This is a genomic window from Actinoplanes sp. NBC_00393 (assembly GCF_036053395.1).
GTDB lineage: Bacteria > Actinomycetota > Actinomycetes > Mycobacteriales > Micromonosporaceae > Actinoplanes.
On the sequence record NZ_CP107942.1, the window covers coordinates 9,649,819 to 9,672,559 of the forward strand.

The 22,741-nt window shown below is 69.2% G+C and carries 23 protein-coding genes; 13 read left to right on the top strand and 10 right to left on the bottom strand.

Annotated features, from left to right (window positions below):
- Positions 1–38 precede the first annotated feature (38 nt).
- The 4 genes from OHA21_RS44795 to OHA21_RS44810 all read left to right on the top strand — a co-directional run bounded on the left by OHA21_RS44795 (position 39) and on the right by OHA21_RS44810 (position 5,037).
- Positions 39–413, top strand: coding sequence for a hypothetical protein (locus OHA21_RS44795; protein WP_328465907.1), 375 nt, complete (start codon positions 39–41; stop codon positions 411–413).
- A 664-nt stretch (positions 414–1,077) separates the two neighbouring features.
- Complete coding sequence (locus OHA21_RS44800; RefSeq protein WP_328465909.1) at positions 1,078–1,911, top strand: universal stress protein; 834 nt, start codon at positions 1,078–1,080, stop codon at positions 1,909–1,911.
- 639 nt (positions 1,912–2,550) lie between these two features.
- Positions 2,551–3,153, top strand: coding sequence for a hypothetical protein (locus OHA21_RS44805; RefSeq protein WP_328465911.1), 603 nt, complete (start codon positions 2,551–2,553; stop codon positions 3,151–3,153).
- A gap of 417 nt (positions 3,154–3,570) precedes the next feature.
- Positions 3,571–5,037: a nitronate monooxygenase gene (locus OHA21_RS44810; protein WP_328465913.1), complete on the top strand. Its 1,467-nt coding sequence runs from the start codon at positions 3,571–3,573 to the stop codon at positions 5,035–5,037.
- Positions 5,038–5,253: 216 nt separating this feature from the next.
- Here the strand turns inward: OHA21_RS44810 and OHA21_RS44815 are convergent, their stop codons facing one another.
- The 4 genes from OHA21_RS44815 to OHA21_RS44830 are packed head-to-tail and all read right to left on the bottom strand — an operon-like array spanning position 5,254 to position 9,742.
- A complete protein-coding gene (locus OHA21_RS44815) occupies positions 5,254–6,645 on the bottom strand; it encodes a multicopper oxidase domain-containing protein (protein WP_328465915.1) in 1,392 nt (463 codons plus the stop codon).
- Between the two features lie 3 nt (positions 6,646–6,648).
- Complete coding sequence (locus tag OHA21_RS44820; RefSeq protein WP_328465917.1) at positions 6,649–7,878, bottom strand: hypothetical protein; 1,230 nt, start codon at positions 7,876–7,878, stop codon at positions 6,649–6,651.
- Entirely contained in the window at positions 7,875–9,008 is a 1,134-nt protein-coding gene (locus OHA21_RS44825) for a hypothetical protein (RefSeq protein ID WP_328465919.1), read from the bottom strand. Before OHA21_RS44825 ends, OHA21_RS44820 begins: the two co-directional genes overlap by 4 nt.
- Positions 9,005–9,742: a helix-turn-helix transcriptional regulator gene (locus tag OHA21_RS44830; protein ID WP_328465921.1), complete on the bottom strand. Its 738-nt coding sequence runs from the start codon at positions 9,740–9,742 to the stop codon at positions 9,005–9,007. Before OHA21_RS44830 ends, OHA21_RS44825 begins: the two co-directional genes overlap by 4 nt.
- Before the next feature lie 49 nt (positions 9,743–9,791).
- Between OHA21_RS44830 and OHA21_RS44835 the strand changes: the two genes are divergently transcribed.
- Complete coding sequence (locus OHA21_RS44835; protein ID WP_328465923.1) at positions 9,792–10,604, top strand: DUF2249 domain-containing protein; 813 nt, start codon at positions 9,792–9,794, stop codon at positions 10,602–10,604.
- Between the two features lie 275 nt (positions 10,605–10,879).
- Here OHA21_RS44835 and OHA21_RS44840 read toward each other — a convergent pair whose 3' ends face one another.
- A complete protein-coding gene (locus OHA21_RS44840; protein WP_328465925.1) occupies positions 10,880–11,521 on the bottom strand; it encodes a rod shape-determining protein in 642 nt (213 codons plus the stop codon).
- A gap of 235 nt (positions 11,522–11,756) precedes the next feature.
- Positions 11,757–12,341: a TraR/DksA family transcriptional regulator gene (locus tag OHA21_RS44845; protein ID WP_328465927.1), complete on the bottom strand. Its 585-nt coding sequence runs from the start codon at positions 12,339–12,341 to the stop codon at positions 11,757–11,759.
- Between the two features lie 576 nt (positions 12,342–12,917).
- On the opposite strand from OHA21_RS44845, the gene epsC reads away from it, so the two are divergent.
- From epsC to OHA21_RS44860, 3 genes are all read left to right on the top strand, one after another.
- Positions 12,918–13,481, top strand: a complete 564-nt coding sequence (gene epsC, locus OHA21_RS44850) for a serine O-acetyltransferase EpsC (protein ID WP_328465929.1) — start codon at positions 12,918–12,920, stop codon at positions 13,479–13,481.
- A gap of 3 nt (positions 13,482–13,484) precedes the next feature.
- A complete protein-coding gene (gene cysK / locus OHA21_RS44855; protein WP_328465931.1) occupies positions 13,485–14,405 on the top strand; it encodes a cysteine synthase A in 921 nt (306 codons plus the stop codon).
- Between the two features lie 257 nt (positions 14,406–14,662).
- Positions 14,663–15,139, top strand: coding sequence for a Crp/Fnr family transcriptional regulator (locus OHA21_RS44860; RefSeq protein ID WP_328465933.1), 477 nt, complete (start codon positions 14,663–14,665; stop codon positions 15,137–15,139).
- A gap of 95 nt (positions 15,140–15,234) precedes the next feature.
- Here OHA21_RS44860 and OHA21_RS44865 read toward each other — a convergent pair whose 3' ends face one another.
- Entirely contained in the window at positions 15,235–16,059 is an 825-nt protein-coding gene (locus tag OHA21_RS44865) for an MCP four helix bundle domain-containing protein (protein ID WP_328465935.1), read from the bottom strand.
- Positions 16,060–16,207: 148 nt separating this feature from the next.
- Here OHA21_RS44865 and istA point away from each other — a divergent pair, with 148 nt between their 5' ends.
- Genes istA through OHA21_RS44880 form a run of 3 tightly spaced genes read left to right on the top strand, consistent with a single transcriptional unit; the run spans position 16,208 to position 18,625 of the window.
- Complete coding sequence (gene istA / locus OHA21_RS44870) at positions 16,208–17,632, top strand: IS21 family transposase (protein ID WP_328465937.1); 1,425 nt, start codon at positions 16,208–16,210, stop codon at positions 17,630–17,632.
- Positions 17,625–18,386 (top strand): IS21-like element helper ATPase IstB, encoded by a 762-nt coding sequence (istB, locus tag OHA21_RS44875; RefSeq protein ID WP_328465939.1) that lies wholly within the window; start codon positions 17,625–17,627, stop codon positions 18,384–18,386. The genes istA and istB overlap by 8 nt, the downstream gene beginning before the upstream one ends.
- A complete protein-coding gene (locus OHA21_RS44880; protein WP_328465941.1) occupies positions 18,386–18,625 on the top strand; it encodes a hypothetical protein in 240 nt (79 codons plus the stop codon). Before istB ends, OHA21_RS44880 begins: the two co-directional genes overlap by 1 nt.
- A 60-nt stretch (positions 18,626–18,685) precedes the next feature.
- On the opposite strand, the gene OHA21_RS44885 is transcribed toward OHA21_RS44880, so the two are convergent.
- From OHA21_RS44885 to OHA21_RS44895, 3 genes are all read right to left on the bottom strand, one after another.
- A complete protein-coding gene (locus tag OHA21_RS44885) occupies positions 18,686–19,489 on the bottom strand; it encodes a hypothetical protein (RefSeq protein WP_328465943.1) in 804 nt (267 codons plus the stop codon).
- 442 nt (positions 19,490–19,931) lie between these two features.
- On the bottom strand, positions 19,932–20,399 hold the full coding sequence (locus OHA21_RS44890; protein ID WP_328465945.1) for a hypothetical protein: 468 nt from the start codon (positions 20,397–20,399) through the stop codon (positions 19,932–19,934).
- A gap of 246 nt (positions 20,400–20,645) precedes the next feature.
- Positions 20,646–21,413, bottom strand: coding sequence for an SRPBCC family protein (locus OHA21_RS44895; RefSeq protein WP_328465947.1), 768 nt, complete (start codon positions 21,411–21,413; stop codon positions 20,646–20,648).
- Positions 21,414–21,788: 375 nt separating this feature from the next.
- On the opposite strand from OHA21_RS44895, the gene OHA21_RS44900 reads away from it, so the two are divergent.
- Together OHA21_RS44900 and OHA21_RS44905 are read left to right on the top strand one after the other, a co-directional pair.
- Positions 21,789–22,028: a hypothetical protein gene (locus OHA21_RS44900; protein ID WP_328465949.1), complete on the top strand. Its 240-nt coding sequence runs from the start codon at positions 21,789–21,791 to the stop codon at positions 22,026–22,028.
- 33 nt (positions 22,029–22,061) lie between these two features.
- Positions 22,062–22,694: a hypothetical protein gene (locus OHA21_RS44905; protein ID WP_328465951.1), complete on the top strand. Its 633-nt coding sequence runs from the start codon at positions 22,062–22,064 to the stop codon at positions 22,692–22,694.
- The last annotated feature ends 47 nt before the right edge of the window (positions 22,695–22,741 follow it).

Below are 22,741 nucleotides of genomic sequence, written 5' to 3' on the forward strand. Positions count from 1 at the left end.
TCAGCCGAGCCTCAACCCGTCGTCGCAAGGACACCACCATGACCGAGCTACCGGCCACCGCCACGCCGGCGACCAAGACCGACCAGCCCCGCCCCGCACGGCCCTGGCAGCAAGCCGGACACCCTCTGGTGCGGGTAGAGGCCACCGCGGACACGATCTACCCGTACGCGCTGCAGATTGGCGACCACGCCACGACCCGGATACCGATGACTGCAGCCGCCCTGCGGTCGCTGCGGGATGCGCTGACCGCGCTGCTCGCCCACACGACGCCGGCGGCCGCGGAGGACTTTGTCAATGATTGGGCCACGGCACACGGAGCCATGGTCGTGACCAGCCCACAAATCGCCGACGTGGACGTCCCGGACGCACCTTCTCTGGCGGTGCCGTCGCGCGTGTACGTGATGGCAGCCTGACCGTGCAATCCTCGGCTCGCTCAGGTCCAGGTCGCAGGTGGAACGGGAACGGGACGAAAGTCCCTGGCCGCACCGCCCCATTCGGCGTGATCATCAAATCCTGATCTTTCGCCTACCCGGATCTGCTCAAACGGTCGGCAGGCCGGGCCGAGATACCGGCCGACCGATATCCACTCCAGGTCCGCAGCCGCTCAACTGGGGCTGCGGCCCACTTCACGACTGCGGACGGAAGGCGGCCCCGACGTGAGTACATCGACTGAAGAACGCCCCGCGACACCAGCACCCACCACATCCACAGGCCCTCCCCGCCGCTACGCCACCCCTACCGGTGCGCCATGCCCATACACCGTGCGCGCCGACGGGTCGGTCGACGGCGACGGCGACTGCCGCGGCTGCGGAACGTGCCTGCTCGGCGCTGGCTGGGAATCCTGACCAAGCCCACCAGTACAGCGTCGACAGTGGTGCCGCGGACGGTGAGGAGCTGCGGGCTGGACACCTACCTGCCGTGTGTTCGGGCATTGCCTTCGGCCGTGAGAGCAACGGTCTCCGGGCGCCGGTACAGACGCTGCTTTCAGTGGTTGTAGGGCAACCCGGGCCTCCAGCCCCATCAATCAATGCCGATCGGCCCTGCCGGCCTACGGCAACGCGGGCATAGCCTGCGAACATGCGTAGCGTCCGGCCAGCCGATTCGAAGCCGCCCGTGGTGGTGGTCGGCGTCGGCGACATGCTGGATGCGCTGAACGCTGTAGACGTCGCCGCGATGGAAGCGGCGTACCGGGACGTCCCGTTGGTCGTTGTCCATGCGTGGCCGAGCGGGCAGGGCGAGTCAGCCCGATACCGGACGCCGGACTCCTCGCAGGGGCGTCATCTGCTCGGCCTAGCGGTCTGTCGCGCGCAAGCCGCTGCCCCGGGGCTGCAGGTCACCACTGAATGGGTGAATGACAGCCCTACCCAGGCGCTGGTTCAACGTTCGACGTCCGCCTCTCTGCTCGTGATGGGGCACCACGACACGGTGGGACCTCACGACGGATGGGGATCGACCACGGCGCGGCTGGCGCATTGCAGCAGTTGTCCGGTGCTCGTGTACCGAGGGCAGGCATCGTCTCAAGGTCCAGTGGTTGCCGCCGTGCACAGCGATCAGACCGCGGTCCTCGCGCGTGCCTACGAGATCGCAGCCCGCGGTGGGCGTCACCTCGTGGTGGTTCAGATGGACACCGAGACGTCGACCGGTGCTGCGCTGGCTGGCGACCGGATCGGCGAGGTGATCAACGCCTGGCGGAGTACTCGGGCGCGGGTCCTGGTGGATCGGCTGCTCGTCAGCGACGTCGATATCGCTCACGCGATGCAGCGAGCGTCCTGGCGGGGCCGTCTTCTCGTGGCCGGTATAGACCACGACAGCCCGTTGACCAGGGCCGTCTCCGGTTCGGCGGGCGTAGCGCAGGTCAGCCACCAGCTATGCCCCGTCCTGCTCGTGCCAACCAACTGGCATGCGGCGTAGGGGTGCAGCGGCCATCGCGCTCAACGCAGCGGATGGACGGTGGCGGGACTGCAACGGCGGTGCCGCGGGGAGCGTCGCCGCCGCTGACGAGGCGGGCCGGCCTGGCGGCAAGGGCAACCGGTTCACCATGGGCGAGCCGGCATCAACGGTTGTCAGCCGACCCTGTCCGCCAGCAATGGCCGGGCTTTCCGCTTCCCCGTAGACGACGCGGACAAGTGGGGCATCGCATGGGCGAGAGCGGAGGAGGCCGCGACAGACAGGGACAGCAATACGGGTGTCACCTGACTGCGCGAGCACCATTGCGGAACCTCACCTCCAGTCGCCTAAGCTGGGCGGGTGGCGCTGCGGGCGGGGAGGGTCGCCGCCGGATCGGACGATGGCTGATCGGCCGCGTCCCGTGTGACACGGCTGTCCGTTAGGAGGGTGACGGTGCCTCCGGTGACGGACTAACGTCCGAAACCGTGATGGTCCGTTCACCCGCGGTAAGGATGTGATCGTCGTGAAACCTCCCGCAGCACCCGAAACCGCACGAACGCAGCCCGCCGTGCGGAACGGCGGCGCAACCGCCTTGGTGCGTGGACCAGCGTCGCCTCGGATCTGGCCGTGAACCATGCCTTCAGGGCAGCGTGGGTGCCGTACGTGCCCGGCCGTAGCGGTCAGGCCGCGTCGGGGATGGCGCAGCGGTGGGCGGAACAGCAGGCCGCCGCGCGTAATCGTCCGGTCGTGTCGGTCGTCGCGGGTAAGACCGTCAATGTGGGTCCGATCTTCCGCTGCCGCAGCGGCAGCCGCGAATCCTTGCCGATGGTTCACCTACCCGGTGGGGCCGGCGCCGTTGTCGTCGCGACACCGACATTCGAGGTGGTGCAGCGGGCGGCACAGCTGTCGGCGGGCAGCGCCATGGTCGTGATCGACGACCGAGGCCCGAACCGGCTCACCGGCTGGGCAGGCGCGCTCGGCGCCACAAACCTTGACAACGGGCAGCCCGCCACACTCGATCCGACCGTGCGTGAGTACATCACCGACCTCGTCCTGTTCGACACCAACCAGTACGCCGAAGGCTGGAGCCGCGACAGCGCGCACAAACTGCTCGCCGAGATGGCCGCAGCCGGACTGCTGGAAAGGGCCGTCGTCCTCGGCGCTCTCGTGGCGTACGGCGTCTCCGCCCGCGGGCTGACTGTCATCGCCAGTCTCATCGACCTGATCCTGCCGGTCGCCACCTTGTTCGCCACGCCACCGGACTGACACGTCGGGAGTCACGTGGGTGCCACCGTGACCACATGCGGGGTCGTTTACCGCAGATGTTGACCGAGACGGGTTGCTTACGAAGAGGCCTCTGCGCGCACGCCGATGACCAAGGGCATGCTCGATCGGGCCATCCGCCCCTACCGGTACGCCAAGCGTTTACGCAGGCTGCACATGGACCATCGAGCTGCGGAAATGTGATGCGGTCACCCATGACATGGTGCGGATCCAGCTTGCGGAGAAGGAACCGCCCGCGCCGGCACGCGGTTCGGACAGTGCAGCGATGAGGAGGGCGAGCATGGTTCCCTACCGGTTGGGGGAAGCGGTCAAGAGCGGTACCGGCCTGCGTTCGGCTGCCGACGGTCTGGCAGCGGCTGAACCATTGGCCCGCCCACTGCGGGCTGGCAGGCCGTGTCGATGACGGCCGCGGAACTGACACCGGATCCCACCAATCCTCCCGTGCTCATTCAAGGCGGGATGGGCGTCGGCGTCTCCGGCTGGCGGCTCGCCCGCGCTGTGGGCCGGACCGGGCAGCTCGGAGTGGTGTCCGGGGTTGCCCTCGACGCCCTGCTCGCGCGGCGGCTGCAGCACGGCGACGAGGGCGGGCACGTGCGGCATGCCTTGGCGCACTTTCCGGTCGCCTCGGTTGCGCAGTGCGTGCTGGACCGGTATTTCGTGCCGGGCGGGGTGCCGGACGGCCGGCCGTTGCGGCCGGTACCGCAGCTCGGATTGCGGCCTCAGCGTCACGCTCAGCAGTTGACGATCGTGGCGAACTTCGTGGAGGTGTTCCTGGCCAAGCAGGGACATGACGGCCCGGTCGGTGTGAACTACCTGGAGAAGATTCAGCTGGCAACGCCGGCGGCGGTGTACGGGGCGATGCTCGCCGGAGTGGACTACGTCCTGATGGGCGCCGGGCTGCCCACCGAGGTCCCGGGTCTGCTGGACGCGCTGGCGGGGCACCGCCTCGCGCAGCTGTCCGTGACGGTGCACGGGGCGGCGCCCGGCGAGGACCGTCACGTCACCATCGATCCCCACGATCTGCTGGGTGGGGACATCGGCCGGCTGCGGCGGCCTCGGCTGCTGGCCATCGTGTCGTCGGCCACGCTGGCCGCCTATCTGGCCCGCGACGAGGCGACCCGCCCGGACGGCTTCGTCCTGGAGACCTCGGGCGCGGGTGGTCACAGCGCTCGGCCTCGCGGGCGGCTGACCGTCGACGACGACGGAGAACCTGTGTACGGCCCGCGTGATCACCTCGACGTGCCCAAGGTTGCCGCTCTCGGACTGCCGTTCTGGTTGGCCGGTGGGCAGAGCAGCCCCGAACGGCTGGCCGCTGCCCAGGCCGCGGGCGCCGCCGGAATCCAGGTCGGCACGGCATTCGCGTTGTGCCGGGAGTCAGGACTCGATGACGATCTCAGGAAGCGGCTGCTCCGCCAGGCCGCCCAGGGGACCCTGATCGTGTGTAACGATGTCCGGGCCTCGCCCACCGGGTTCCCGTTCAAAATGGTGTCATTGCCTGGCACCACCGCCGACGAACAGGTCTACGCCGAGCGGCCACGGCTATGCGACCTCGGCTACCTGCGCAACCCGTACCGGCGATCCGACGGCAAGGTGGGATTCCGCTGCCCGGCGGAACCAGTCGACGAATACGTGCGCAAGGGCGGGTCGGCGGACGACACCGTAGGCAGCCGATGTCTGTGCAACGGCTTGGTCGCCACCGTGGGATTCGGCCAGCGACGGCCCGACAACTACGTCGAACCGCCACTAGTGACCCTCGGACAGGATCTCGCCTTCCTGCCGCACCTGACCCCGGACGGCGACGACTACACCGCCGCGGACGTCGTCAGATACCTGCTCGCCGCCGCGCCGGCGGACACGGCGGCCTGACGTCGCCGGATGTCCTCGCGAATCCCGCGACGAGCGCAGCGGCTTGTGCTTGCGGACGTACGCCGCCAGGGCGTTAGCCACGGCGCGACCGGGTGTGCCGTGGCCGCTCGGCAGGTGCAGGCCTTCGCTTTGACCGGTTGCCGCTTGGACATTCGGCACAACGTGCCCAACGGTGTCGTCGCCGCCGAACTGGGCCCGCCTGACTATGTCAGTTCGTCACTGGACGTCGATCAGGCCGCGGGCGCCGCGTTCGGCGTCGACCATGACGTGGCTGACGAACGGATAGTGGCCAGGTTCGGGCAGGACGGTTTCGACGAATCCGCCACCGGCTGGTGTCAGGTCGAGGACCTGGGCGGCTCCGGCGTCGGCGGGGCGTAGCTGCCACCGGCCTTCCCTGTACACGGTGTCGAAGTGGGCGCCGACGATGTGGAATGCGCTGGTGCGGTTCGGTCCGGCGTTGAGGACCCAGATCCGGACGCGGTCACCGGCGCGGGCGGTCAGCGGCTGGTGCGCGTACTGGTTGACGTAGCCGTTGAAGACCACCGCGTCGGGCTGCTCAGCCTGCATCTTGGCCAGGTCGCCGGGTTTTCCGTCGGCGCCGAGGTAGAGCTCGGATTGTACGAGGACGTACTCGTGATCGACGGCCGGCAGGCCGGGCGGGTCGATGATGACGGCGCCGTACATGCCGTTGCCGATGTGGTGCAGCATCGGCATGGTCGAGCAGTGGTACATCCAGATCCCGGCCTTGGTGGCGGTGAACCGGTAGACCAGTCGTTCGCCGGGGTTGATGGGCCGCATCGGCTCGTCGGGGGCGAGCGCGCCGGCGTGGAAGTCGACGCCGTGGTCGAGGCTGCCGTCGTTGATCAGGGTGATCTCGAAGGTGTCACCGACCCGGCCGCGCAGGACAGGACCCGGAGTGGTGCCGTTGAACGTCCACAGCTGCTGGACGACTCCGGGTGCGATCTCGTGTTGGACTTCCTGCACGCGCAGGTCGAGCCGGTGCAGCCGGCCGGTGGGGGCCGATGGTGCGGTGGCATCGCGGGCGGTGAAGCCGGCGGCCGGGGTGGCCATGGCGTCGATCGAAGGTGCCGCCGCGGGAACGTCGCTGGCTGCGTGGCCGGTGTTGTGATCGCCGTCTGCCAGTGATTGTTGCGCGGTGGTGGTGATGGTGAGGGTCATGCCGGACTGCCGGTGTCCGGGCAGGGAGCACCAGCCTTCGACGGTGGCGCCGATGACGCCGGCGTCGAGACGGGCGGTGTCGTCCGGGCCAATGGTCGGCGTTTTGGCGCCGGTGGCCAGGGCGAGGTCGTGGCGGCGCCGGTCCTTGTTGGTCAGTTCGATGACGAGCCGGTCGCCGGCGGGAACGGTGATCCGGTCCGGGTGGAAGCGCATGCCGTCGGCGGTGACCGCCACGGTGGTGGTGCGCCCGGTTGCAGTGACCTGGGCGGCGGCGGACGCCGGTGCCGGGCTGCCGCCGGTGATGCGCTGGGCGGCGGCGCCGACGAGCACGGCGAGGAGGACGAGGGCCAGGCCGGTGGCGAACCCGCCGAGAGGCCGGTGTCCGCCCGTCGCGGGTCGCGGCTCGGCCGGGGGAGTGGGGTGCGGCATGGGTTACCTCCGGGCGGTGAGCAGCACGCGGGCGGCCGGGATGAGGAACTGCACGACGGCCGCCAGGACGAGTAACGACGTGGTGATGCGGATGTACGGGCCGACCGGCAGCAGGAAGACGGCCAGGGCGGCGTTGGCCATGCTCACCCGCTGGGCGGCGTGCCGGTCGAGGACCGCGGCGCGCATGCGTACTGCGGCCGGACCGCCACCGAGCGCCATGGGTAGCAGGTAGGCGAGCGAGCCGATCAGCACTTGCGCGACGAAGCCGACGAGCAGGGGAGTCAGCACGGTGCTGAACCGGTCTGCGGCCGCGGCCGGGCTGTCGGCGCTGGCCAGGATGACGGCGTCGACGGTGAGGGCGATGGACAGCCATCCGCCGGCCGCGGCGATGGACCAGGACGCGAAGGAGGCCGGTGGTTTGCCGCGGGCGGCGCGCCACGCGGGCACGGCGGTCAGGACGGCGGCCGCAGCGAACACGGCGAGCCCTCCGACGGCGAGCAGTGGCCACCAGGCCAGCACGCCGATCGCCAGGATGGTCAGGCCGGTCACCGCGGCGGGCAGCGCGGTGCGGCTGGCCGCGGTCGCGCCGTCGGGAATCCGGGTGCGCAGCACGGTAGGCCAGAAGGTGAGCAGCGTGCCCAGCACGGTCAGGATGACCCAGCCGAGCAGGTTGACGTGGGCGTGGAACAGTAGCAGCCGCGGCCGTGCGGCGTCGTCGACGACGAGCATCCACGCGCCGACCGGGACACCGACCAGCAACGCTGCCGCGGCGGTCAGGTAGTAGTGAACGGTGACCGTGAAACGCGCTGGGACGGCCGCGTGCAGCCGGCGGATCAGCCAGGCCAGGTGGGAGACGACGGCGGTGAACACGGCGACTGCGCCGGCCACGCCCATCGAGGGCCGATCGGTGACGCCGCTGGCCAGAACACCAGCCACCCCGACGTTGTGCAGCACCAGCCGACCCACCACGCTGTAGCGGTGTGCCGGTGCCGGCACCCGCAGGATGGTGGAGGTGAAGTGGGCGCTCCACACCAGAATCGCGTTGGTGACCGCGCCGAGCAGCAGCAGATGCATGCCCAGCCACCGCCAAGCCGGCAGCCACGGATGGGCCACCGCGACAACGACCAGCGCGGCCAGGTAGGCCAGCGGCAGCGCCGCCAGCCGCCGGTGCCACCGAGCGCGCTCGCTCAGACCGGCGGTCCCGGCCGATGCGGAGCTCTGAATACTGGTCATGGGGTCACCACCACGGCGGCTGGCCGGCCGGCTGTGGAGCCCGCCCTGGACCGGGCAATCGACAGCCCGAGGGCGCAGCCGGCGAAGCTGACGACCGCAGCCACGTTGACCACTCCTGCCCACCGCCACACCGCCTCCAGCCCGGCGGCGTCACCGAGCCCGATGCGGACCAGCAGCGACAGATGCAGAACGGCGAGTGGCACGTACAGCAGACGGTGGTACGGCAACGGCCGGCGCAGCACGGCGGGCAGGATCACCGGCGCGTGCACGAAGATCATTGACATGGTGAAGCCGAGGAACACCGCGTGCAGCACCGCGTCGTACTGGGGTCCGTCCAGGACGGCGCCGATGCCGGCCCACAGCAGGCCGGCCAGGGCGAGCCAGGCGTAGCCGGCCAGCAGGCCCACGGCGATGTAGCGCGGCAGGCCAGTCGCCCGTACGGTCCGCCGGGCCACGTCGTACACCACCAGCCATCCGGTGACGGCCAGCAGCCCGGCGCCGAACAGCTGGGTTCCGGCCGCGGGGGCGACGGTACTCGCTGCGGCACCGACCACCAATGCAAATAGTGCGGCGAGAAACCATCGGGGTGCCCGCGCGTCACGCAGTCCGACATGGGCCAACTCGAGCCGTTCACCAGCGATGGTCGCCACGACGAACACGGCAAGCCACGGCACGGTCTCGGCCACGGCGAACCCGGCCAGCCACAGCAACGTCGTCGCGTACCAGGCGAACGCTCCGGCCGCCTGGGCGAGCAGAGCGACGCTCGGCTGGCGCTGCCACAACGCCCGATACACACCCAGCAGGACCACCGACGCCAGCATCAACAACCCGTACCCAGGCACACTCGGGCCGTCGAGCACCAGCACGAACGCTCCCGTCCCGGAGCAGGCCGGCCCCAGTAGCGCCCAGCGGGCACCGAGCGCGACCGCTCGTTCCAGGGCGATCAGCGTGCCGACGAACCCGAACACCATCACCGGTCCGTGCACCTGCTCCAGCGTCGTCGTGGGGGCGGGCACCGGCACGGCCAGCAGCAGCATCGCGGCGTACAAGCCGGTCGCGAGCGCGAACCCGCCGGCGGCCAGAGCCGGTACCCGCCAGGCGACCGGGAGCCGGCCGGGCGGTGTGCTCACTGCTGCACCTCGGAAGTGCTGGGCCCGGCGAGCCGGGACGTCCCCGGTGACACGGCGGCCGGTAGGTGGACGACGCACGCCGCAGGTGCGCCGAACGGTTCCAGGACGGTTCCGTCGGCGGGCACGCTGCGCTGCTCGAGGACCCCGCGCACGACACCGGCGTGCAGGCCGCACATCGCGTCCGGGTTCTGTCCGACCAGATCCAGGAACGGGCAGGTGCGCAGATGCACCGCGACCGGCGCGCCCGGGGGAGCGGACTGCGGGTGCGGGTCGAAGCCGAGGCCGCCCAACACCGTGGTGACGGCCTCGACCGGATCGTCGGTCGCCGGGCCGGCCGCGGCCAGTTGTCGGCCCCAGTCCCGGCCGACCCGCCCCGCGGCCTCCCGTACATCGCCGTCGGCGCCGGCCAGGTGTTCCAGCAGGGCCGCGGCCAGCGACCGGTACGGCGCCGGAGCCGGGTCGGCGGTGGTGGCCCGATACCGCCAGGCAGGCCGCCCTGGCAGCCCACCACTGGCCCGCGCCCTCACCAGCAACCCCGCCGTGACCAGACGCTCCAGATGAGCACGAGTCGTGGACAGGTGCTGCCCGGTCTGGGCGGCCACGTCCGCGGCGGTCAACCCGCCCGCTGCGTCACGAATCAGGCCCAGGATGGTCACCCGGCTGTCCGACCCCAGCGCCCGGTGCCGGGGAGTGTCGATCGTCTCGCCGACCGGGCCTATCCGCGTGGTTTCCACGGGGTCTAACGTTACAACGCCAAACGGCGTCAAAATCCTGGAGGGTTTCATGTCACAAGATTCCGGAGCGGACCGGCGCGCGGCACAGGCCGTCGTCGCACACCACAGCGAGCTGGCCGCGGACCTGACCAGGCACGTCAACAACCTGTTGCAAGCGGCGGAGATCGGCAGCCTGCGGCAGGTCTGGCAGTTCCGCGACGACCTCCTGGGATGGCTGCACGCCGAGCTGCTCCCGCACGCCAAAGCTGAAGAAGCAGCGCTGTACCCGGCCGCGGCCGAACTGCCCGAAGGCCGGCTGCTGATCGACGGCATGCTGGACGAACATCGGATCATCGCCGCGCTCGTCACCGAGCTCGCGGAAACCAGCGCGCCGGTCGCGGCCGCCGCAGCGGCCCGCGCCTTGCAGGCGGTCTTCGCCACCCACCTGCGCAAAGAGAACGAACTCGTCGTTCCCCTGCTCGTTGCCGCCGCCGGGGTGAGCCTCGCCGCCCTACTCGACGGGTTGCACGACCTGATCGGCGGTCACACCGGACAACCCTCCGGCGGGGGCTGCGGCGGCCACGGCAGCTGCGGCTGCGGCGGCGACGCTCCCGGCGCCGCCGCCGCGTCGGCCGCGGTGTTGACCATCGACCCGCGCCTGGACGTACGCGACCTGCCGCACGGACAGCGGCACGCCCAAGTCCTGGCAGCGCTCGACACCCTGCCCGCCGACGGTGCTCTGGTACTCGTGGCGCCGCACGCCCCGCTGCCGCTGCTCGCCGAAATCGACGCCCACTACGGCGGGCGAATGACCGCCGACTGGCTCCAGGACGGACCCGACGTGTGGCAGATCCGGCTGCACCGAGTACCCGTCGCCGCCTGAACACACCGCGACCATCGCCGCCGGACCCGGCAGCGCCTGTCCCGTGCCGGTCCGGCGGCGGACGTACACCGGCGTTGGCCTCAGCCGGTGTTCAGTCCGCCGGCGTCGGCGAGCTGCGCAGCTTCCGGCATTTCGCAGTAAGAAGACGCTGCCGCGACTGCGCCGCGCCGGACCAGGCGGGTCGCCTCCCCCTCCCCGCTCAGTCCCGTGTCTGACATCGGCGCCTGGCTGGCTCCCAGCTGGAGGTTCGCGTGGCGACCTCCCGCTGCACCCTGTCAGACAGCGGGGTGGCGCAGGGCCGCCAGCGCGGCCTGCCCGGCACCGTCAAGGGCCGCGGTCCGTGGCGAGGCGGCGCATCGCACCGAGATGCCCAGGACACGGGACAGGCACTCCGGCAGACCAGAAAGTAGGGCGCCGTCACCGGCCAGGAGCATTCCGTTGGCGGTTGCCGCGGAGGCGACCTCGGTGACAGCCGGTTCGGTGAGCAGGATCGCGACGTTTCGATTGATGACGTCGGTGAGCACCTCGGGGCCGGCGGCGGGGCCGACGTCGCAGGTTCCGATATCAAGATTGCGAGCCGCCACGACGAAGCCGCGGTCGAGGACGGCGATCTCGGTCAGCTGGGCGCCGATGTCGACGACCAGCAGAGGACCCGTCGGGACACGGGCGTCCATCGCGGCGGCCCGGACCGTGTCGAGCAACATCAGCCGGGACGGAGCGAAGACCGTGGTCATGAGGCGTCGCAGGGCGTACTGCTCGGCGGTGGTGGCGTTGACCGGCTGGCAGCAGACCACCACGGCCCCCGCCGGCAGCGGCTTGCGGAAGCGGCGCGCGAGTCCCGTCAGCAGGGCCTGACAGCCTGGCGCGTCGACGATCCTGCCGCGACGTACGAGGGTGCCGCTGGAAGCGTGCAGCATCCCCCGATCGGAGGCCCAGAGCCGGACCCAACCACTGCCGAGATCGACCGCGACGGCGGTCGGAGAAGGCGCACGCGTAGTCCGGCTGGGGCTCGTGGTTACGGACTCCAATGGCATGGTCACGGTGACCTCATTCAAGCGCACAGGGAAGGGCGACACAGGGTGGCGCAGACGGCAGAATCGGGGTGCCGCCGCGCCGGCTGAACCGGCACGGCAGCTGCAGCCCCGAGCGGGCTCAGCCCTTCTGCAGCCGCTGGCAGGGCATGCAGAAGGCGGCGTACGGCAGGATCTCCAACCGCTCCGGATTGATCTGCTGCCCGCATCCCTGGCAGCGGCCATAGGTGCCTTCGGCGATCCGGCGCAGCGCGTCGCCGAGTTGCGCCAGATTCTGCCTGGTGGCCGCCAGCAGAGCCGGGCGGGTGTCTGCCTCAGCAGGGTCGCCGGTGTCCGCGGTGAGTTCGGTGAGCCGGGCGCTCTGCTGTGCGAACTCGGTGGTCAGCGCCGCCCGCTGAGTGGCGAGCCACTGCTGGTCTGCGTGCCCGTGGATGTCAGTGCTCATGTCGAAACCGATCCTTTCCGGAAAACAAAAAAGGCCGAAGCTCGGTAGCTTCGCCCTCCTGGCCGTCTCCTGCGATGGAACGGTTGCGGGAGGACCACGCCCGGCACGGATCGGGCTCGGCAGCCCGTAGGTGGACGCCACCGTCGTCGACTGCGGCACTGCGGTGGTCACCAGACGCGCCGCAGCGGTCCGGTGTGCGCGCGCCGGCGCGGGCGTCGCGACGGCGACGCCCGCGTCCATGAGGCGCGCGGCAGCAAGCATGGGCCCACCATAGGCCGCCCGTGCCGAGGAAACCAATGCGGCGATCCACCGCGGGCCTCGGCGCGCACGCTTGCACCGGACGACTTCCGTACGCTGCGCAACCGCCACCGATCCGTTGACGCCGCCCATGAACGAGAGTCGGCTTCGTCGGCCGTGCAACACGTGCGCCGCGAGCCGGAGAAACGATGCGACCTGGAAGCAGTTTCCGGACGCACGCCGGACCGTATGGTCCGGTCAATGCCGCTGCCGTGCCGATTGACCGTTCACGATGCTCACCCGACTCACGTTCCGTGTCGCTTGTGACAAGGCCGTTGGACCCTGTCCGGCGGCGTTACACGGGCCTACGGTTGCGATCATGAGCGAACCCGGGACGACACGGCACCTCTTGGCCGGCCACCGATTCGCCGTGCCCATGACCGGCGCGCATGTGCGACGCGTCTTCGACGAATGGTGTCTGCGCCGCTGACGGCGCCCCGGACAACCTCCGCCAGGACAGACGGGCCATGCCCGCGACGGGCGGCCCTTCCGCGCTCGCCGTCACTTCACCCCGACACCGTCTTTCGTGGAGAAGCTGACGTGCTTGAAGACCTGCGTGCCGTATACCGCCAAGATCCCGCTCTTTACGGCGTCCGCGTGCTGGAGGCCGTGCTCTACCCCGGCCTGTGGGCGCTGTGGTCGCATCGCCTGGCCCACCGCCTGCACCGCTGCCGGCTGCCGCTGCTGCCGCGGGCCTTGTCGCAGCTGACCCGGCTACTCACCGGCATCGAAATCCACCCCGGCGCCACCATCGGCCGACGGCTGTTCATCGACCACGGCGCCGGCGTCGTCATCGGCGAAACCGCCCGCATCGGCGATGACGTCACCATGTACCACCGGGTCACCCTCGGCGGCCGGGGCTGGCGACGCGACCGCAAAGCAAGCCGCCGCCACCCCACCATCGGCAATCGGGTGATCCTCGGTGTCGGTGCCACCGTCCTCGGGCCCGTCAACATCGGCGACGACGCCGACATCGGTGCTCATTGCCTGGTCGCAACCGACGTGCCCGCCGGGGCGCGGCTGCGTGCCCCCACTGCCGTGCCGACACCTTCCCTCTCTACCGCCTACGCCCGGCATCAGGCCGGCACCGTCCAGGAGCCTTGACAGATGATCTACAGCGACGTCACCGAACTGATCGGCCGTACCCCCCTCGTGCGGCTGGCCCGCTTCGCTGCCGACCTGCCCGCGCAACTTCTGGGCAAACTCGAGTCCGCCAACCCGGGAGGCAGCGTCAAAGACCGCATAGCCATCGCAATGATCGATGCCGCTGAACGCAGCGGCGAACTGACGCCGGGCGCGGCGATCGTGGAAGCGACCAGCGGCAACACCGGCATCGGCCTCGCCCTTGTCGCCGCTGCCCGCGGCTACCGACTGACCCTGACCATGCCGGAAAGCATGAGCGCCGAACGACGCGCCCTGCTCGCCGCGTACGGGGCACATCTTGAGCTCACCCCCGCCGCTGAAGGGATGCCCGGAGCCGTGCACCGCGCCTGGCAACTCGCCGACGAACAGAAAGCCTTCCTGCCCCGCCAGTTCGACAATCCCGCCAACCCGCACGCCCACCGCAACAGCACCGCCCTAGAAATCTGGGACGACACCAACGGCAACGTCGACGCGCTCGTCGCCGGCGTCGGCACCGGCGGCACCATCACCGGAGTCGGCCAGGTCCTCAAGGAAAAGAACCCCGCCCTGCGCGTCATCGCCGTCGAACCCGCCGAGTCGCCCGTGCTGTCCGGCGGCCCGGCCGGACCACACGGCATCCAGGGCATCGGCGCCGGCTTCATCCCTGAAGTCCTCGACCCCACCGTCTACGACGACGTCGTCCGCGTCGACATCGAACAGGCCCGCGCCGCCGCCCGCCAGCTGGCCCAGACCGAAGGACTGCTCGTCGGGGTCTCCAGCGGCGCCGCCCTGCACGCCGCGACCATCATCGCGCGCCAGCCCGACCACCACGGGCACACCATCGTGGTGGTGCTACCCGACGGCGGCGAACGCTACCTCAGCACCCCGCTGTTCACGGCGGGCTGACCACCCTCGGACGCGATCTGCATGGCTGAGGAGCGAGCGAACGTCGGACATCACGTCACCAAGGACCTGGCTGAATGCTCCGAGGCTGGCGCCGCCGCCACGCACGGACCGATCAACTCCTGCCACCTCCTGCCGCGTGGGCCCTTCGCCCTGGCAGGGGAATACCGTACGGCCCTCACCGAGCGCGGCCCATCGACGCTTGACTAAAGGGTGTACGCCGGTGACCCCCGCCGGCAATCCGACTCTGAGGAGCAGACGTGTTCACCACCGTCGAAACGCTCGGACAACAGCCGTTCCTGGCCGGATTGACCGACCACCAACTGAGTCTGCTGGCACCACTGACCAGCCGATCGATGTTCCACGCCGGAAACCGGATCTTCCGCGAGGGCACACCGGCCGAGCAGTTCTGGCTGATCACCGATGGCCGAGTATTCCTCGACAGCGAGGTGTCCGGCTACGACAACTTCGTCCTGGAGACCCTGCGATCCCCGACCGTGCTGGGCTGCTCCTGGCTCTTTCCACCGCATCGCTGGCAGTTCGGCGCGGTCGCCGTCAACACCACGCACGCCCTGACGTTCAACGGCCCACTGGTTCGCGCCCTGTTCCAGAGTGATCCGGGACTGGGCTACGAACTGACGACACGCTTCCTGCAGGTCATGGGCGACCGCCTGCACTCGGCCCGCCGCCGGCTGGCGGACTGCCAACGCGCCAGCGGCCACCAAGGCGACCTATGACACCCAACAGCTGGTGGGTGCGGCTGCGCGGATGCCCCCTTGAGCGGAACGAATCCGTCTGACGTCCGTACCGTGTCAGACTCGCAGGGAGGTTATCAAGGACGCCCTCCTGCAAACGCTCGCTCGCGGCGGAGGACGTTTCCTCCGAACGGTCTCGTCTGATCAGACGAGACCGTTCGTATCTGTGCGTTCTTCGTCAGCAGCAGTGCCGGCGCATGCGAAAACCCCCACGGCGCCTGGCCGGGCCGGCCCGTCGGCCCGCTGGCCGGCCCGGCAGCAGACTCCCTAGGGATGAGGGATTGATCGCGAGTTCGCTGGCATGCCGAGGATTCCGGCGTCAATGGCGGAAACTGCCCACGATATCCGTGAGGTCGGTGGCCAGGCGGGTGAGACTGTCTGCGGCTTGCTGGGTGGTGCGCGCACCTTCGGCGGTCGCGGCGGCTACGTCGGCGACGCCGGAGACAGTACGGGCTACGTCGCCGCACGGTGCTGACCGTGCGGGCCACGAGGACACCGATGGCCAGAGAGAGGACGAAACCGGCAGCGAGGATGATGATCAGAAGGGTGCGCCCAGACTGATAGGTCGACTCGGCATGGTCAGCGCCGGCCTGAGCCTGAGCTTCTTCCAACCGGTCAAGGACTAAGAGCGCTTCGCTGACCTGGTCGAATGCTAGGTCGTAGCTGCTGTTCGCGGCCGCAGCTGCTTCCACAATCCGGCCGGCGCGGCTGGGCTGCAGGACCTGCTCGTCGGCGATCCGGCGAGACGCAGCCAATCCCGTCCGGAACCCATCGCGGGCGGTTTGCTCGTCGGTGGTGGCCTCTGTCGAGATGTATTCGCTCCACAGGACGTCAACCTGGCCGCGAAAGCCGGCGAGTTCCTGGTCCAGCTTCTTCCTCTCTCCGGAGTCGTCGCTGATCACGTGCCGCAGGATGGTGTCGGCGTACGGCTAAGAGTGCAGAGCTGCGTACGGGTGAACGTGCAGAGGTAGCACGGTTTGTCCGTCGTACGCGAAACGCTCGGCGTGACGCTGCTCGGGTCGTTGTCGAGCGGGCGTGGGGCGGCTGGCGATGGGAGCGTTGGATGAGCAGCGGTGGCTGGATGTGCGCCGGTTCCGGGCGCTGCACGAGGCTGGGGCCAGCGTTTCGGAGATCGCTCGCGAGACCGGCCTGAACTGGCGGACGGTTAAGAAGTACTTGGCCGCGGGCGCGGCTGCGGTGGCGCCACCGCCCCGGGCCCGGCGGCCCCGTGGGCAGATGATCGACGCGTTCGCGCACGTCGTCGACGCGTGGCTGCGGGCGGAGGTGCTGCTCAAGGGCACGGTGATCCACGAACGGCTCGTCGAGCAGTACGGGTTCACCGGCGACTACCAGCGGGTGAAGCTGTATCTGCAGCAGGCCCGGCCGAGGATCGCCGCCGAGCTGGGGATCAGCCCGGATCAGCTGGCCGGGCTGCACCGCCGGTTCGAGGTCGTCCCGGGCGCCCAGGCGCAGGTGGACTGGGGCGATGAGGGCGGCATCCTGGCCCACGTCGGGATCGCGAAGGTCTACTCCTTCCACATGGTGCTGTCGTATTCGCGAGATCCGTTCTGCTGCTTCACCACCAGCCAGGACCTGGCCGCGTTCTGGGGCTGCCACCGACGAGCGTTTGCGCACTTCGGCGGGGTCCCCGGCGCGATCGTCTACGACCGGACCAAGACCGTGGTCCGCCGGCACGTCGCCCCCGGCCAGGCGGTGCCGCTGCACCCGGAAGCGGTCGCGTTCGCCGGGCACTACGACTTCGACATCGACGTCCTGGCCGCCTACCGGCCGACCGGCAAGGGCCGCGTCGAACGGCAGGTCACCATCGTCCGCGATCACGTTCTGGCCGGGCGGGCCTTCTCGTCGCTGGACGAACTCGACGCCGCGTTCGCTGCCTGGGTGCCACAGCGACGGGCCCGCCGGCATCGGACCCACGGCGAGCTCATCGGGGTCCGCGCCGTCCGGGATCACGCGGCGCTGCGCCCGGCTCCGGCCAAGCCGTATGTGGTCGCTGACCGGCACCTGCGCCACGTCGGCAAGGACTGCCTGGTCGCCTACGCCGGCAACCTCTACTCGGTGCCGGCCCGCAAAGTCCGCCACCGCCAGCTCGTGGAGATCCGGGCGACCGCCGCCACCATCACCATCCACGCCACGGTCGCCGAGCCCGGCGGCAGCACGTTGCTGGCCACCCACGAGCGAGCCGTCGGCCGCGGCGCCCGCATCGTCGACGAAACGCACTGGGACGGGCTGCCCGACGGACACACCCGCGCCGTCACCACCGGCGAACCCACCGAGCCGCCACCGGCTCGCAAGCCCGGCAACGATCGTGGCCGGGGACCGCTGCAGGCCTTGCTCACCCGAGCCGCGGCCGCGCAGATCACCGTCGAGACCCGCCCGTTGTCGGTCTATGAGCAGATCGCGCAGGCCAGCCCTTTCACCACCCGCCCACACCTGAAGGACGTCTCTCGTGACTGAGCTGGTCACCAACCGCATCCAAGCCAGCGCAACCAAACTCGGCCTGCCGCATCTGGCCAAGACGCTGCAGGAGTTCACCAGCCGCGCCGACATCGCGTCCCTCGGCTACTTGGACTTCCTCGACCTCGTCCTGCAAGAAGAACTCGCCGTCCGCGACGAACGCCGCTTCCGCGCCGGGTTGCGCCTGTCGAAGCTTCCGCACCACAAGACCCTCGACGACTACGACTTCGCCTACCAACCCGACCTGGACCCCCGCAAGGTCCGCGACCTCGCCACCCTCGCGTTCGTGCAGGCGAAGGCCAACGTGGCCCTGCTCGGACCGCCCGGCGTCGGCAAGACCCACATCGCCGTCTCGCTCGCGGTCGCCGCCTGCCGCGCCGGGTTCACCGTCTACTTCACCACCCTCGACGACCTGGTCCGCCAGCTCAAGGCCGCCGACGCGATCGGCCGGCTCACCCGCAAACTGCGCACCTACCTGCGCCCGGCCGTCCTCGTGATCGATGAAGTCGGGTATCAGCCCCTCGAACGGCCCGAAGCCAACCTGGTCTTCCAAGTCATCTCAAAAAGGTATGAAAAGGGCTCGACCTTGTTGACCTCAAATAAAGGCTTCGGTGAATGGGGCCAGGTCTTCGGCGATGAGGTTTTGGCCACGGCCATCCTCGACCGGCTCCTGCACCACTGCGACGTCGTCCCGATCAACGGACCCAGCTACCGGCTCAAGAACCGGCTCACCGCCATCGAGAACGTCGCCTGATGCCACCGCCGGCCAGCTCCGACGATCTCACGGTCACCGGCCACGACGATCTGTTGGAACTGCTGCTCGAAGTCTGCGAAGACTTCTTCACCCACACCAACCCGGCGACCCGCGCCGAGGTCGACCGCTTCCTACGCGCCCACGGCGTCACCGGCGGCCCCGGCTGGCTGATCGACATGCTCAGCCTGACCCGCCGACACCTCCAGGATCCGGCCTACCGCGACGGATCTAGTTCCTAACGCTTCGCTGGCCGGGCTGTCGTTTGGGCGTTCGATCCCGCTTCAGAACAGCCGCATTGATCAATGGTTGTAAGTGTGCGGCCCACTGAGCCAGCGGCTGAGATATCTGCTCTGCAGGTCGCCGGTGAGCAAGCCGGCCAGAGTCGTGGTGAAGCCGCTGTCGAAGCGCTCCCAGTAAGGGCCCCGCTCCTTCAGTACCACCGTCCAGGCGTCAGCGGGAACGTTCGGGCGAACGTGCCAGAACAGGAAAAGGGGTGAGGAGGTCCAACTGCCCCACGCGACGAGATCGTCGCCCGGCTGGAACCAGCTCGGGATATCGGCCCGGTCGGGTGTCCAGTGCGCGGCGTCGCCGAGCTGCCACTCCGCTTCCTCCGACCAGGCGTCCAGGTCACCGAAATCCATGCGCACCAACGATCGGGCCAACCGATTCTCTTCGGCCAGGTCGTACTGTCCTCCTATGCCGTTCACGATCAGGCAGTCGTCGATGGTGCCCGGCCCATAGGCGCCGATGAAGCGTTTGTAGTCGCGCGGCAGAGTGACGCCCAGAGCAGCTTCAGCTCCTGACCAGTCGAGCACCGCCGTCGACGGAGACAGGCCCAGAAGCGCGCCGAGGTCAACATCGCCACCATTCGGTTCAGCGTTGCGTTCACCGAACAGGTAGTCGCCGGGCCGGAGCAACTCGCCTCCGACGCCGGTGACGATGGCATGGGTTGCGGTGAGTTCGGCGACGGTGAGTTGGACCGCTCGCTCGTGACGCCCGTGTTCTTGCGTCACGGTGTCGAACCGCTCGCCGGGCTGCGGCCAGTGCCGCACATGGAAGTCCGGTTTACCCTCCAGGCGCCAACCATCGTTGACGATCTCCACAGAGTTGACCCTGAAACTCAGACGAATGACCGGCACAGTGATCATCATGTCGCATCAGCAGCGGCTACAGCACGGCTGATCCAACCAGTAGCAATCCTTGACCAGTACCCCCAGTCGAGGCAGCTGAGCTCTGCAAGATCAGCCGTACTTGCCTCTGCAGAACAGCGAGTACCCCGACAGATGGTCGCGCGGACTTCGTTGACGTTGCCGACAGGACTTTACCGAGCATTGGCAGGTCAGCCTGCAGGCGGCGGCGCTGCCGCTCACGGTCCTTGTCCATCACCGCTCCGTTCATTGAGCACTCCTCCACCGAGGCTGGCAGCCGGCCTACGCAGGCAGTCGGCTGTTCTCCAGCGAATACCACCGAAGCGCACGATGTGTTCGGAAAGCACCAACAACTGAAGTTCGGTGGTAGAGGTGTCGCACTGCCCGTGTCGGATCGCTAACTACCCTGCAGCGCGAGAAGAACAAATGCTGCTCCGGCTGCGGCGAACAGCGCACCCAGACCCATGACCAGCAAGGTGACCTGCCAGGCCTGGTATGCGCCCAGGAGAGCCCCGCGCAAGCTCTGCCCCATGAACGCGGTCTCACGAAGGCGCGCCAAACGCTCATCATCGCGTCCACCCGCCATGCATTCGTCGGCGATCTGCGAGTACGTGCGGCCGCCGGTGGCCTTGACAACGTGAACTGCTATCAGCTCGGAATAGGCCCGCGCCTGCACCCCGTTCTGCACCTGCACGCCGGCATAACGCGTCAGGGCGGCGGGCAGCTTCTCTCCGGCCGGGAATCTGATGTGCTGCTGTGCTAACTCTCGGCCGACATCCCGACGTCCTGCCCAGCCCTGGGCGGTCATGACAAAGCCAGCGATGATCAGGACAGCACCGATCAGGCCGAAAGCAACAGAGATCATAGGATTCAGCGTGCGGCACCAGATCGGCTGCTGGCAGGGCCCGGAGGCCTCGACCAGCACGGCCTATAGACCCTGGAGATCAGCGGCTGCGAAGCCAACGGCGGACTGACGCGCTGGTGCGGACGTTGAACCGGTGAAACGCGCCGCTGACAAGCTTGGGCGGTTGCATGCGCGGCGCGTAAGGGCCGATGATGCCCTAACAGTCCGAATCGCTGGCACCTGCCAGTCCCGTGGCTAAATAGAGGATCACGGAGTCGTTCCAGGTGCCGCGCCGTGTTGCCGGACAGGTCTCGCGACGCTGCGGCGGGCGATCCGTTCAGCGCGTTCCTTGATGCCCAACAGCATGCGTCGTTCCATGATCAGGCTGCCGGGCTCCATCACCAGCCGGTAGGCCAGCCGACCGAACCAAGAAGCGTCCGGCAACACGATCCGATTGCGGCTCACCAGCCGCGTCATGCAGCCGTCAGCTTGCAGATGGAAGATCCATACCCAGGTGCCATCGACGGACCAGAACACCAACGACCGTTGATCGTCGAGGATCGTGACTCGCATGCCGGGACCACCCGGGCCGACCGGCAGCACGTCACCGACGGCGAGGTTCTGAAACTGCGGAAGGATCTCGTCGGCGCTGTGCATACCGAGCCCGAACAGGTTCACGATCCAGTCGTATGTGTAGGCGCCACCGCGGCCGCTCCCCATCTGTACCAGCCAAGGCCACACCGCAGAGGTTGGCGCGTCGATAGCGACCGCACGCGTCGACGTCACGTCGGCCCGCGGAAGTAGCTCGTCGCCGGGCAGCCGTGTGGTCGCTTCACCGGCAGTGGCACCCCAGGTGAGATACCAGCGGCGGGCAGGCCGCGAGTACGCCACACCCGCCGCCAGGCCGACAACCGCCGCCCCGGCAGCCAAGGGCCAGGAGGTGGCCAGGGTGAGAGCTTCGCTGCGGGCCTGCCGCTGCAGGCCGAACGCGTGCGACCGTCGACTCCACATCGCTCCAGAGCTGGGCTCAGTCATCGTGCCTCCATTCTTGCGGTCCGCAGGTTCAGCTTGCTCTCCGCTGCACGGTGTCGAACAGGGACCTGCGTCCCGATCCCGAACCCCGCTCGCTTGCTTCCGCAGGCCCGGCCGCCGACCATCTACACGCTGTTTAGTACGCGGCCATGTCCCACGACCAGGAACCTCCGCACCGTCGACGACGTGTGCCGCTCCCGGGTGCCGGGAGTAGCGCGCACGGATGGGTGACGAGGGGACCTCGCTAACGTGTTGGGGTCGCGCGCGTCAGATCGACGGACTACCTTGCCGCGATGACCTGCGGCCCAAGCCGCTGACCAAAGTCGCACGCATCCGCACGGCACGGATCCGTCACCTGATCTTGCGGAGGTGCAGGGCGTGGGCTATCTGGGGCTGCTGCGGCAGCGGCCGGTCCTGGTGCTGTGGTCATCGGCCATGCTCAGCGTGCTCGGGAACCGGCTGTACGGCCTTGCCGTGATGTGGGTCGTATACGCGTCGACCGGCTCCGCCGCGATGATGGGCCTGGTCGCGGTCATCGAATCGGTGCCGTACATCGTGATCGGCACTTTCGGCCGTCGGCTGATCGCCCGGTTCTCGTCTTTCGGGGCCCTCGCCTAGCTCGACGCCGGCCGCGCAGCCGCGGCGTGCGCCGTGCCGCTGCTGTGGTCTCCGGACCGGGGCGGCCTGGTCACCCTATTCGTCCTGGTGTTCGTGCTCGGTCTGCATGGGATCGGCTTCTTCGTGGCCGCGGTGTCCGCGGTCGGGATTCCGGCAGTACTCGCTTCCCGGCTCGGACAGGGCGCCGCCGGGTATGGCCTGGTGCTGGCCGCGATCGGAGTCGGGGCGCTGGCCGGGAACCTGATCATCGGAAACGTGCAGGCGGCCCGGTGGCTACCGACGTACTGCTGCGCGTGGGGGGTCACCGGTATCGCGCTGATCGGCTACAGTGCCGCCCCGTCGCTGCCGGTGATGATCGGCTTCGGGCTGCTGTCCGGCCTGGCGACTCCGGCCGCCGCAGTTACGCTACGTGCCCGGCTGGCGGACTTCGAAGGGCCCGAACGGCTGTGGCTGATCACCGTCGACCAGACCGTCATACGATCCGCAGGCACGGTCGGGATGCTGACTCTGCCACTGGCCATCGACGCTGCCCCGGCCGTCACGTTCGCCGGCGCCGGTGTCTTCCTGGCCGCGGCGGCGATCGTCTCCGGGCTGGTCGCCCGGTGGGCCGTTGCCAGCCGTGCCGCCAAGGAGCGGGTGCTGGCAGCGACCCGGGCCTCCTCCTGACCTGTGGGTCCCGCCGGGGTGCGCCACGGGCGGGACCGACATACTTC